Annotated in this window: 10 protein-coding genes; 9 read left to right on the plus strand and 1 reads right to left on the minus strand. The window is 59.7% G+C overall.

All coding sequences use genetic code 11. The features are described 5' to 3' along the window. Positions 1-6: 6 nt before the first annotated feature. Entirely contained in the window at positions 7-924 is a 918-nt protein-coding gene (locus ACXKZD_RS01230) for a sugar ABC transporter substrate-binding protein (protein ID WP_476098299.1), read from the minus strand. 420 nt (positions 925-1344) lie between these two features. On the opposite strand from ACXKZD_RS01230, the gene ACXKZD_RS01235 reads away from it, so the two are divergent. The 9 genes from ACXKZD_RS01235 to ACXKZD_RS01275 all read left to right on the plus strand — a co-directional run bounded on the left by ACXKZD_RS01235 (position 1345) and on the right by ACXKZD_RS01275 (position 12904). Then, positions 1345-2736 carry an MFS transporter gene (locus ACXKZD_RS01235; protein WP_033759126.1) on the plus strand — a complete coding sequence of 464 codons (1392 nt, stop codon included), beginning with the start codon at positions 1345-1347 and terminating at the stop codon, positions 2734-2736. After that, complete coding sequence (locus ACXKZD_RS01240) at positions 2717-3673, plus strand: 2-hydroxyacid dehydrogenase (protein ID WP_022623978.1); 957 nt, start codon at positions 2717-2719, stop codon at positions 3671-3673. The genes ACXKZD_RS01235 and ACXKZD_RS01240 overlap by 20 nt, the downstream gene beginning before the upstream one ends. A 159-nt stretch (positions 3674-3832) precedes the next feature. Further along, a complete protein-coding gene (locus ACXKZD_RS01245; RefSeq protein WP_010253446.1) occupies positions 3833-4999 on the plus strand; it encodes an HD-GYP domain-containing protein in 1167 nt (388 codons plus the stop codon). 108 nt (positions 5000-5107) lie between these two features. Further along, positions 5108-5197 carry a K(+)-transporting ATPase subunit F gene (kdpF, locus tag ACXKZD_RS01250; protein WP_010253443.1) on the plus strand — a complete coding sequence of 30 codons (90 nt, stop codon included), beginning with the start codon at positions 5108-5110 and terminating at the stop codon, positions 5195-5197. After that, positions 5197-6885 carry a potassium-transporting ATPase subunit KdpA gene (gene kdpA, locus ACXKZD_RS01255; protein WP_488981821.1) on the plus strand — a complete coding sequence of 563 codons (1689 nt, stop codon included), beginning with the start codon at positions 5197-5199 and terminating at the stop codon, positions 6883-6885. Before kdpF ends, kdpA begins: the two co-directional genes overlap by 1 nt. Continuing rightward, positions 6882-8930: a potassium-transporting ATPase subunit KdpB gene (gene kdpB, locus ACXKZD_RS01260; RefSeq protein WP_010671495.1), complete on the plus strand. Its 2049-nt coding sequence runs from the start codon at positions 6882-6884 to the stop codon at positions 8928-8930. Before kdpA ends, kdpB begins: the two co-directional genes overlap by 4 nt. Before the next feature lie 10 nt (positions 8931-8940). Beyond that, positions 8941-9507, plus strand: coding sequence for a potassium-transporting ATPase subunit KdpC (gene kdpC, locus ACXKZD_RS01265; RefSeq protein WP_488981822.1), 567 nt, complete (start codon positions 8941-8943; stop codon positions 9505-9507). Positions 9508-9670: 163 nt separating this feature from the next. Further along, positions 9671-12346, plus strand: coding sequence for a two-component system sensor histidine kinase KdpD (gene kdpD, locus ACXKZD_RS01270; protein WP_010671497.1), 2676 nt, complete (start codon positions 9671-9673; stop codon positions 12344-12346). Between the two features lie 54 nt (positions 12347-12400). Next, entirely contained in the window at positions 12401-12904 is a 504-nt protein-coding gene (locus tag ACXKZD_RS01275; protein ID WP_010253431.1) for a TIGR00645 family protein, read from the plus strand. Positions 12905-12934 lie beyond the last annotated feature (30 nt).

Genomic DNA, 12934 nt, shown 5'->3' on the forward strand with positions numbered 1-12934 from the left:
TTTTCATTACGGATTTTTATTGCTGTATTGCTGCATGTTCTGCTGCGTCACCAGTTCAAACGGGATCCACTGGTGGGAATCGACTTTTTTCCCTTTGATCATCTGCTGCGCCACCTCGACCGATTTTTTGCCCTGACCCACGGCATCCTGGAACACGGTGACGGCCAGTTTGCCGCTTGCCAGGGCTTTCAGGCCATCCGGCGTGGCATCAATGCCGCCCACCAGAATGGTTTTCTTCGGTTTCGCCTGGGCAATCGCCATGGTTGCGCCAATCGCCATTTCGTCGTTGTTGGCGGCGACAATATCGATCTCTTCCCCGTTCGACAGCCAGTTGAGCATTAAATCCATGCCCTCATTACGCGAATAGTTTGCGGTCTGCTTCAGCACTACTTTCATGTCGGGATACTTTGCCACCACCTGCTCCACATCTTTGGTGCGCTGCAGCGCACCCGCATCGCTGAGGTTACCGATGATAATGGCGACTTTGCCACGATAACCCGCCTGCTTCGCCAGCGCTTCCATCTGCAACGTGCCCGATTCGCGTTCGTCAGAGCCGACAAACACCACGCCCGGCGGCAGGGTTTGATCGCCCGGTGTGCGGTTAACGTAGACCAGCGGAATGTGAGCCTGCTGCGCCAGTCTGGTCAGGGCAGGGGTGCTGGCGGAGTCGACCGGATCGACGATAATCGCGTCCACCCCGGAACTGATAAAGCTCTGCACCTGATCGGTCTGACGGCCCACGTCGCCGCGTGCATCTTCAAACTGCGCATCCAGCTGACGCGCTTTGGCCTCTTTCTCGATCGACTGGCGGATAATGGTCAGAAAGTTCTGGTCGAAATAGGCCATTGAGACGCCAATCTTCTCTGCCAGCGCCGACGTGGAAAGAGAGAGCAGACAGAGTATTGCCCATGCACGTTTTTTCATTGCAGACTCCCGAGGTTAACTGAGTGGAATAGATTTTTCATTTATTATAAAAATGGACAAATATTATCATTTGCAGCTTATGAACAGTCGCCGGGTTTGACAACCGGCCCTTTTCACTCTTGCTAGCGCCGCCACACTTTGCCGTAAAATTGCCGCGTCATAGCTGCCAGCGCCGATGAAATCCTCGACGTGGCGCACACTCTGCGGCAGGCAGCCGCGGCTTTTTGCGCTTTTGTGCAGCATCGCACTGGCCTTTGTGGTGGTTGTCAGAAAACCGTTGAATCGGGCCTGACGATCTCAACATCCGCACAATGATCCATCGTTAGCCTCCTATCTATATTTCCTTAAGCGGGAAATCTCAGCGTTATTCCTGAAAAAAACCTCGTGGCGCAACCTGCCGCTTTTTAAGGAATTCAGCTCATGCTTAAAGACCAAACGACTCACCGGACGTCTCATGTACGCATCTGGATCCTCTGCCTGATCCTCTTTCTGTCGGTCGTGGCTTATGCCGACCGTTCGATCCTCTCGATCTCCGGATCGGCAATCAAAGAGGAGTTCGGCCTGTCAGCGATCCAGCTGGGATTGATCCTCTCTGCCTTCAGCTGGGCCTACGTTATTGGTCAGATCCCCGGCGGGCTGTTTCTTGATCGCTTCGGGGCTAAAAAAGTGTATGGCGTCACGCTGGCGCTCTGGTCAGTCTCGACGCTGGCGATGGGATTCGTTGGCGAGTTCTCCAGCGGCATGACCGGCGCGCTGATGCTGATGTTTGGTCTGCGCTTTATGCTGGGATTGATCGAGGCACCCAGCTTTCCCGCCAATGCGCGCGTGGTGATTATGTGGTTCCCTGGCGCAGAGCGGGGACGGGCTTCATCGCTGTTCAGCTCGGCGCAATATTTTGCCGTCGCCATCTTCTCGCCGCTGTCAGGCTGGCTGGTGTCGCGCTTTGGCTGGGAGTGGCCGTTCTTTGTGCTGGGCGGCATCGGCCTGCTGGCGGTGTTTGTCTGGGCTGCCTGGATGCGCGAGCCGCGCAATCACCCTGGCGTGTCAGAGAGTGAACTGCGCCACATCGTTGACGGTGGTGCGCTGGTGGATATCGACTCGGCGCAGACGCTGAAAGCGCGGCCACCGGTCAGTAAAGCGATGTTCAGAAAGCTGCTCACTAATCGCATGCTCTGGTGCGCCTATCTCGGTCAGTACTGCATCATCGCGCTCAGCTACTTCTTTATTACCTGGTTTCCGATCTATCTGGTGCAGGCGCGCGGCATGAACATCATGGAGGCGGGCTTCGCCACCGTGGCTCCGGCGCTGTTTGGTTTTCTGGGCGGGATCAGCGGCGGCTACCTGTCAGACAAGTTAATCGCCCGGGGCTGGAGCGTCTCCTGGGCGCGTAAAACGCCCTATATCGTCGGCATGCTGATGGCGTCCAGCCTGGTGCTGGCGGCGATTATTCCCGGTAACGGCGGCATTATCGCCATTATGTCCTTCGCCTTTTTCGGTAAAGGTATAGCGGCCGGTGCAGGCACCTGGACGGTGATCAGCGACACCGCACCTAAAGAGGCGGTGGGCCTGGCCGGCTCTATTTTTAACGGCATCGGCAATATTGCCGGTTTCACCACGCCGCTGCTGTTCGGCATCATCGTCGGTCTGACCGGCAGCTACAGCATCGGGCTGGCGTTTGTGGCGGCACACTGCGTGGTAGCGGCGCTGCTGTTCCTGCTGGTGATGGGACCGATTGAACGCGTCGGTGAAGAGAGCGATCGCCCGGCATCCTATAACAATCAGGAGAAAGAAGATGGCATTAAAGCAATGTAAGGTGCTGATCAGAGGGAAATTCCTGCCGCCGCAGCTGATAGAGAACATTGAAAAGACGTTCACCGCGTTCCGTCTGTGGGAGGCGGAAGATGAGGCAGCCTTTCTGGCTGAGCAGGGCGCAGATATCGACATGCTGGTCACCAGCGGCAACGCGGTGATGGGCGCACCGGCCGCGCTGATCGCCGCGCTGCCAAACCTGAAAGCGATCTGCAGTAACGGCGTCGGTTATGACAGCATCGATACGGAAGCCGCCCGATCGCGCGGCATTGTGGTGACCAACACGCCGGAGGTGCTCAATGATTGCGTCGCCGATCTGGGGATGGCGCTGCTGCTGGATGTGGCGCGCCGCATCAGCGAGGCCGATCGCTTCACACGCGCCGGTCACTGGACGCAGGGCCGCTTTCCGCTGAGCAGCAAAATCGGTGGCAAGGTGTGCGGAATCGTCGGGCTGGGCAATATCGGTCAGGCGGTGGCAAGGCGCGCGCAGGCGTTTGATATGGCGATTCACTATTACAACCCGCGTTCACGCCCCGATGTGCCCTACACCCGTCATGAGAGCCTGGTAGCGCTGGCGCAGCAGGCCGATTTCCTGGTGCTGACCCTGCCTGGCGGTGCCGCGACGCGCCACATTATCAATGCGGAAGTGCTGCAGGCGCTGGGACCACAGGGCTATCTGATTAACATTGCGCGCGGCAGCGTGGTGGATCAGCAGGCGCTGGTGGATGCGCTGGAAACCGGGCAGATCGCCGGTGCCGGGCTGGATGTGTTTGAACAGGAGCCGCAGGTGCCTGACGCACTGCGCCAGCGCGACAATGTGGTGATCACGCCGCATATCGCCAGCAGCACCCGCGAAACCATGGCGGCGATGGCTGACCTGGTCTTTGAGAATATGCTGGCGTTTGCCCGTGGTGAGCCGGTGCTGACCCGGGTAGTGTAACCGCAGCGGCGTCTTAACCCCCTGCTGAAACGGGGGCGAGGCAGGACGCCTCTCCTCTGACCACTCACCAGACCCTCACCTTCGCACAAAACAGCCTGAAGAAAATTTGTCCGGCTGCCGATATCACCTTACCACCCGCTGATATTAAAGAGTGATAGCGTGATAAAGCTGATTACCATTGATGAATTGCGCCCAGGGATGTTTATCCACAAGCTGGAGGTCTGGTGGATAAAAGACCAGCGCATTCATAATGAGATGCTGATCACCGATCCCCGACAAATCGCCATGCTTCGCACTGAAGGGATCCGCCAGCTCTGGATCGACCTCGATCGATCGGTGCAGGCGCCGATCGCCTCCACGGTCGCGAAGAGAACCATTGGCCGCACCCCGTTTTTCCAGGAACTGGATCAGGCACAGCAGATCTTTTTGCAGGGCAAACCGAAAGTGCTGGCGATGTTCAACGAAGCGCGGCTGGGTAACGGCCTGAAGCTCGATTATATGATGGATCTGGTGGATGAAATCGCCGGATCGATCACGCGTGAACCCTCCGCCATGCTGAGCGTGGCGCGACTGAAAAATCATGATGACTACACCTACCTGCACTCCATGGCGGTCTGCGGGCTGATGATTGCGCTGGGTAAAAAACTCGGGCTGGATGAGCAGGAACTGCGTCGGGTGGGCATGGGCGGTTTACTGCATGATGTCGGCAAAGCGGCCGTGCCGCTGGCGATCCTGAACAAAGCGGGCAAGCTGACTGAAGAGGAGTTCAGGGTGATGCGTGAGCATCCGGTGGTCGGTGCGCAGATGCTGATAGAAGCCGACGCCGATGACGATCTGCTCGATATCACCCTGCATCATCATGAGAAATATGATGGCAGCGGCTATCCGCACCGCCTGAAAGGCGAGGCGATTTCGCTCTACGCCCGCATGGCGGCGGTGTGCGATGTCTATGATGCCGTCACTTCGACCCGCTCCTATCGCAACGGCTGGACACCCGCCGAGGCGATGCACCAGATGCTGAGCTGGCGCGGCCATTTCGACCCTGGCTTGCTGCACACCTTCGTACGGACCATCGGCATCTATCCGGTGGGATCGCTGGTGCGTCTGGCCTCCGGCCGGGTAGCGCTGGTGGTGAAAGCGGGCGAAAAATCGCTGATGCGTCCCTGCGTGCATGTCTTCTGGTCGCTGCACGCCCAGCGTGAAGTGAAACCGGAAGAGCTCGACCTTGGCGACAGCTTCTGCACCGACAGCATTGTGGGCGCAGAGGACAGTACGCTGTGGGGTAACGTCGATCTCAATCGTATCTGGGCGCTGGAAGTCGCCTGATTTTTCGCCATTTTTACACTATTTTTACGCCCGCCCGCTGCATTTTAACCCCTTCTTTATACGCCTCCGCGCAAGCTAAGCCATAAATCCAATCCTCTGGAGGTTCCTGTGAGCGTGGGCGTAATAACCGGCATTGTGCTGGTGGTGTTGTTACTGGGCTATCTGATCTATGCCCTGTTAAATGCGGAGGCCTTCTGATGGCGGCCAATGCTTTTTTACTCATCGCATTTTATCTGCTACTGCTGATGGTGCTGGCGCAGCCGCTCGGACGGGGTCTGGCGTCGTTAGTGGCTGACAAGCCGGTGTTTGCCCGCCTGGAAGCGCCGCTGTGGCGACTGCTGGGCGCGCAACAATCGGACATGCGCTGGCCGCACTACCTGCTGGCGATTCTGCTGTTTAATGCGCTGGGTTTCGTGATGCTGCTGGCAATATTGCTGATGCAGGGCGCGCTGCCGCTGAATCCGCAGCAGCTGCCTGGCCTGAGCTGGCATCTGGCGCTTAACACCGCCGTGAGCTTCGTCACCAACACCAACTGGCAATCCTACAGCGGCGAAAGCACCCTGAGCTATTTTAGTCAGATGGTGGGCCTGACGGTGCAGAATTTCCTCTCAGCCGCGACCGGTATCGCCGTGGCGTTTGCATTGATCCGTGGCTTCGCTAATCGCAGCTCTGCGACCCTGGGTAACGCCTGGCGCGACCTGACGCGCATCACGCTCTATGTCTTACTGCCTATCAGCCTGCTGATGGCGCTGTTCTTTGTCAGCCAGGGCAGCATCCAGAACTTCGCGCCTTATCACAGTTTCTCCTCGCTGGAAGGCGTGCAGCAGACGCTGTCGATGGGACCGGTAGCGTCGCAGGAAGCGATCAAAATGCTGGGCACCAACGGTGGCGGCTTCTTTAACGCCAACTCCTCCCATCCGTTTGAAAACCCGACGGTGCTGACTAACCTGGTGCAGATGCTGAGCATCTTCCTGATCCCGGCGGCGCTCTGCTTCGCGTTTGGCGAAAGCGTGCGTGACCGTCGTCAGGGCCACATGCTGCTGTGGGCGATGACGCTGATGTTTGTGGCGGCGGTATCGGTCGTCATGTGGGCCGAACTACAGGGCAACCCGCACTTCCTCCAGCTGGGTGCTGACAGCGCCATCAACATGGAAGGTAAAGAGACGCGCTTTGGCATTCTTAACAGCAGCCTGTTCGCGGTCATCACCACCGCCGCCTCCTGCGGTGCGGTGAATGCCATGCACGACTCCTTTACCGCGCTGGGCGGCATGGTGCCGATGTGGCTGATGCAGCTGGGCGAAGTGGTGTTTGGCGGCGTCGGTGCCGGTCTCTACGGCATGCTGCTGTTTGTGCTGCTGGCGGTGTTTATCGCCGGGCTGATGATCGGTCGTACCCCGGAATTCCTCGGTAAAAAAATCGACGTCTGGGAGATGAAAATGACCGCGCTGGCGATTCTGGTCACACCGGCGCTGGTGCTGATCGGTACCGCACTGGCGATGATGACCGACGCCGGACGCAGTGCCATGGCCAATCCCGGCATTCACGGCTTCAGCGAAGTGCTCTACGCGGTCTCCTCGGCGGCTAACAACAACGGCAGCGCCTTTGCCGGACTGAGTGCTAACACGCCGTTCTGGAACCTGCTACTGGCTGCCTGCATGCTGCTGGGCCGCTTCGGCATCATCATTCCGGTGATGGCGATTGCCGGTGCGATGGCGGTGAAAAAAGTGCAGCCGGTGGGTAACGGCACGCTGCCAACCCACGGTCCGCTGTTTATCGGACTGCTGATCGGCACGGTGCTGCTGGTGGGTGCACTGACCTTTATTCCTGCTCTGGCGCTGGGCCCGGTGGCTGAGCATCTGCAACTTGTTCAGGGACAATCCTCATGAGTCGTCAACAACAGGCGTTATTTGACGCAGCATTGCTGCGTACCTCGGCCTGGGATGCAGTGAAAAAGCTCGATCCCCGGGTGCAGTTCCGTAACCCGGTGATGTTTGTGGTCTACCTCGGCAGTATTCTGACCTCGCTGCTGGCGCTGGCGATGCTGACCGGCCGGATCAGCGGCAGCGCCAGCTTTACCGGTGCGATTGCGGTCTGGCTCTGGTTCACCGTGCTGTTCGCCAACCTGGCGGAGGCGCTGGCAGAAGGGCGCAGTAAGGCCCAGGCCAGCAGCCTGAAAGGGGTGAAAAAGACCAGCTTTGCCAAAAAACTCTCAGCGGCGCGCTATGGCGCCGAGTGGCAGCAGGTCAGTGCCGATGAGCTGCGCAAAGGCGATGCCGTGCTGGTGGAAGCGGGCGACATCATCCCCTGCGACGGTGAAGTGATGGAAGGCGGTGCCTCGGTGGATGAGAGCGCCATTACCGGTGAGTCCGCACCGGTGATCCGCGAGTCGGGCGGTGACTTCGCCTCCGTCACCGGCGGGACCCGCATTCTCTCTGACTGGCTGGTGATCACCTGTAGCGCCAACCCGGGCGAAACCTTCCTTGACCGGATGATCGCCATGGTGGAAGGCGCGAAACGCCGTAAAACCCCGAATGAGATCGCTCTGACCATCCTGCTGGTGTCACTGACCATCGTGTTTCTGCTGGCGACCGTGACACTCTGGCCGTTCTCGGCATGGGGCGGAACGCCGGTCAGCATCACGGTGCTGGTGGCGCTGCTGGTCTGTCTGATCCCGACCACCATCGGCGGCTTACTGTCGGCGATTGGCGTGGCGGGGATGAGCCGGATGCTGGGTGCTAACGTCATTGCGACCAGCGGGCGTGCGGTGGAAGCCGCGGGCGATGTGGATGTGCTGATGCTGGACAAAACCGGCACTATCACGCTGGGTAACCGTCAGGCGACCCAGTTCCTGCCCGCGCCGGGCGTCAGCGAAGAGCAACTGGCCGACGCTGCACAGCTCGCCTCGCTGGCCGATGAGACGCCGGAAGGGCGCAGTATCGTGGTGCTGGCAAAACAGCGATTTAATCTGCGTGAGCGCGATCTCAGCAGCATGGGTGCCAGCTTTATTCCGTTCTCTGCGCAGACCCGCATGAGCGGCGTGAACGTGCAGGATCGACTGATCCGCAAAGGCGCGGTCGATGCGGTACGGCGCCACATCGAAGCGAACCATGGCCGTTTCCCGGCCGAGGTCAATGCGCAGGTGGAAGAGGTGGCACGCAGTGGCGGCACGCCGCTGGTGGTGTCAGAGGGCGCGAACGTGCTGGGCGTGGTGGCGCTGAAAGATATCGTCAAAGGCGGCATCAAAGAGCGCTTTGCCGAACTGCGAAAAATGGGTATCAAAACGGTGATGATCACCGGCGATAACCCGCTGACGGCCGCGGCGATTGCCGCGGAAGCGGGCGTGGATGACTTCCTGTCAGAGGCCACGCCGGAAGCCAAGCTGGCGCTGATCCGCCAGTATCAGGCGGAAGGGCGTTTAGTGGCGATGACCGGCGACGGCACCAATGATGCGCCTGCACTGGCGCAGGCGGATGTGGCGGTGGCGATGAACTCCGGTACCCAGGCGGCGAAAGAGGCGGGCAACATGGTCGATCTCGACTCGAACCCGACCAAGCTGCTTGAAGTGGTGCACATTGGTAAACAGATGCTGATGACACGCGGTTCGCTGACTACCTTCAGTATCGCCAATGACGTGGCGAAATACTTCGCCATCATTCCGGCGGCGTTTGCGGCGACCTATCCGCAGCTCAACATGCTTAACGTGATGCACCTGCACTCGCCAGCCAGTGCGATTCTGTCGGCGGTGATCTTTAACGCTCTGGTGATTGTCTTCCTGATCCCGCTGGCCCTGAAAGGCGTCAGCTACCGCCCACTGAGCGCTGCTGCGCTGCTGCGCCGCAACCTGCTGATTTACGGTCTGGGTGGCCTGCTGGTGCCGTTTGTCGGCATCAAAGCGATCGATCTGCTGTTAGTGTTTTCAGGCATGGCCTGAGGAGAGAAAAATGAGTCAGTTACGTCCGGCAATTTTACTGTTGTTGCTGCTTACGCTTGTTACCGGCGTGGTTTATCCTTTGCTCACCACCGGTCTGGGGCAGTGGCTGTTTCCGTCCCAGTCCAGCGGCTCGCTGCTGGAGGAGGATGGCGTGGCGCGCGGGTCGGCGCTGATTGGCCAGAACTTTACCCAGCCCAACTACTTCTGGGGCCGCCCTTCAGCCAGTGGTGATAAACCTTATAATCCGCTGGCCTCAGGGGGCAGCAATCTGGCCGCCAGCAACCCGGCGCTGGACAAAGCGGTAGCCGATCGCGTCGCTGCGCTGCGGGCCGCGAATCCGCAGGCACTGGCTGCCGTCCCGGTTGAACTGGTCACCGCGTCAGCCAGCGGGCTTGACCCGGATATTTCGCCACAGGCCGCCCTTTGGCAGGCACCGCGTATCGCCGCCAGCCGCCAGTTGCCGTTGCCGCAGGTCGAGGCGCTGATTGATAAGATGACGCATCGTCCGCTGCTGCCATTCCTTGGCACACCGACCCTCAACGTGTTGCAGCTGAATATGGCGCTCAACGAACTGTAATGGTGTTAAGAGCCTATCCCATTAGGCTATTTTATTTGTCAGTCTGAACCTGGGCAGTGCTCACAATCCTCACGTACTACGTGTACGCTCCGGTTGTTCCGCGCTGTCCGTGTCCAGACTGTCTGCAACAATTACGCCTACTGGCATAGGCTCTAAGGAAGCGATGAACCACGAACCCCAGCGTCCCGATCCCGACGCGCTACTGCAGGCTAACCGCGAGACTCATCGCGGGCAGCTGAAAATTTACTTTGGTGCCTGTGCTGGCGTGGGTAAAACCTACGCCATGCTGCAGGAGGCACAGCGGCTGCGCGCGCAGGGTCTGGATGTCTTAATCGGCGTGGTAGAGACCCATGACCGGCCAGAAACCGCACAGCTGCTGACAGGGTTAACCCTGCTGCCGCGTCGCGCAACCGGCCGCTCGCGTCATGCAGAGTTTGATCTTGATGCCGCGCTGGCTCGCCATCCGGCGGTGATCCTGATGGATGAGCTGGCGCACACCAACGTGCAGGGCTCGCGCCATCCCAAGCGCTGGCAGGATATTGAGGAGCTGCTGGAAGCGGGCATCGATGTACTGACCACCGTCAACGTACAGCATCTTGAGAGCCTCAATGATGTGGTAGGCGGCGTCACCGGCATTCAGGTGCGCGAAACCGTGCCCGATCCCTTTTTCGACAGCGCCGACGAAGTGGTGCTGGTCGATCTGCCGCCCGACGATCTGCGGCAGCGGCTGAAAGAGGGCAAAGTCTATATTGGCGACCGCGCGGAACGCGCCATCGAAAACTTTTTCCGCAAAGGTAACCTGTTCGCCCTGCGTGAGCTGGCCCTGCGTCGCACTGCCGATCGGGTGGATGATCAGATGCGCGCCTGGCGCGATCAGCAGGGACGGGAGCGCGTCTGGCATACCCGCGACGCCATTCTGCTCTGCATTGGCGACGACAGCGGCAGTGAAAAGCTGGTGCGCACCGCCGCCCGACTGGCGGCGCGGCTTGGCAGTGAATGGCACGCGGTCTATGTCGAAACGCCCCGGCTGCACCGGCTGCCGGAAGCGCGGCGGCGGGCGATTCTGCGCACGTTACAGCTGGCGCAGGAGCTGGGCGCGGAAACCGCGACCCTCTCTGAGCCCGATGAAGCCGAAGCGGTACTGGGTTACGCCCGCGCGCACAATCTGGGCAAAATTGTCACCGGTCGTCGCCCGCTGCGGCGCTGGCGGCGTGACAGCTTTGCCGAACGGCTCGGCCAGCTGGGGCCGGATCTCGATCTGCTGGTGGTGGCGCTGGATGAGCCGCTGAAGGATGCGCCGCATCCGCTGCCGGATGGCCGCGTCACCAGCGAAAAATGGCGTATTCAGCTGCGCGGCGTAATGATGGCGCTGGTGCTCTGTATCCTTGTAACCGCCGCCGGACAGTCGGTGCTGATCGGTTTCGATCCCGCCAACTGCGTAATGATCTATCTGCTGGCGGTGGTGATCGTGGCGCTGCGCTATGGCCGCTGGCCGTCGGTGATCGCCACGGTGATGAATATCGTCGCCTTTGACCTCTTCTTTGTTGCCCCCACCGGCACGGTGGCGGTCTCCGATCTGCAATATCTGGTGACCTTTGGCGTGATGCTGGCGGTGGGCGTAATCGTCGGCAATCTCACGGCAGGCGTGCGTTATCAGGCGCGGGTGGCGCGCTACCGCGAGCAGCGGGCGCGCCAGCTCTATGAGATGGCGAAATCGCTGGGCAGTGCGTTAACGCCGCAGGATATCGCCGCCACCAGCCAGCGGGTGCTGGATGCCACGTTACAGGCGCGCTGCCTGCTGCTGCTACCGGATGAGCAGGGCGAACTGCAACCGGTGGGCGATGCGTTACCGGCCAGCGAGCCGGATCGCGCGATTGCTAAATGGAGTTACAGCAAAGGCCAGCCTGCGGGTGCGGGCACCGATACCTTACCGGCGGTGCCTTATCAGATCCTGCCGCTGAAAAGTGGCGCGCACTGCCGGGGTTTGCTGGTGGTGGAGCCGCAGAACCTGCGTCAGCTGATGATCCCCGAGCAGCAGCGGCTGGTGGAAACCTTTACGGTGCTGATTGCTAACGCACTGGAACGGATGGCGCTGTCGCATAGCGAGGCGGCGTCCCGGCTCTCGGCGGAGCGTGAACAGCTGCGCAATGCGCTGCTGTCGGCGCTGTCCCACGACCTGCGCACCCCACTGACCGTGCTGTTTGGTCAGGCGGAAATGCTGATGCTCGACCTGGCCAGCGACAACTCAAAATATGTGCCGCAGGCCAGTCAGATCCGCGAGCAGACGCTGAGCACCATCCGGCTGGTGAGCAACATGCTGGATATGGCGCGCATTCAGTCGGGCGGCCTCAACCTGCGTGAGGAGTGGCTGGCGCTGGAAGAGGTGGTCGGCGGAGCGCTGAGCAGCATGGCACCATCACTGAAAGGGCATGAGGTCCGGCTCGATCTGCCGGACGACATCGTGCTGATCAAAGGCGACAGCACGCTGCTGGAGCGGGTCTTCACCAACCTGATTGAGAACAGCCTGAAGTATGCCGGTAACAGCGCACCACGCGGCATTCGCGCCTGGCGTGCGGCGTCACGGCTGGAGATCTCGGTCTGGGATAGCGGACCGGGCATTGCCGAAGACGATTTAAGCCGGATATTCGATAAATTCTGGCGGGGCGACAAAGAGTCGGCGGTGCCGGGCGTCGGGCTGGGTCTGGCAATCTGTAAAACCATTATCGAGAGCCACGGCGGTCAGATCTGGGCAGAGAACAGGGCCGAAGGTGGCGCGGCATTTCGTCTCTCGCTGCCGCTGCCGCCGGTCCCTGAAATTTCTGACGAAGGGCTGAAATAACTTCACAGTTGATCGGTTATACTCCCGGACCTGTTTGATTATTCGTGGGATTGTATGGAACGTTTTACCGAAAACCTGATGTATGCATCGCGCTGGTTGCTGGCCCCGGTTTACATTGGACTTTCGCTGGGATTGCTGGCGCTGACCATTAAATTTTTCCAGGAAATTTTCCACCTGCTGCCCAACATTTTCAGCATTGCGGAAAACGATCTGATCCTGCTGCTGCTGTCGCTGGTGGATATGACGCTGGTTGGCGGCCTGCTGGTGATGGTGATGCTGTCAGGTTATGAGAACTTCATCTCTAAGCTCGATATCGACGAAGATAAAGAGAAGCTGAGCTGGCTGGGCAAGATGGACTCCGGCTCGCTGAAAAACAAAGTCGCCGCCTCCATTGTCGCCATCTCCTCAATTCACCTGCTGCGGGTGTTTATGGAAGCGCGCAACGTCGAAAACGACAAGCTGATGTGGTACGTGATTATCCACCTGACCTTTGTGCTCTCCGCCTTTGTGATGGGCTGGCTGGATCAGATGTCGCGCAGCGATAAAAAACCGAAGTAACCTCTCTGGCGGCCCGCTGAGGCGGGCGCC

Source organism: Pantoea sp. ABR1s, assembly GCF_057812235.1.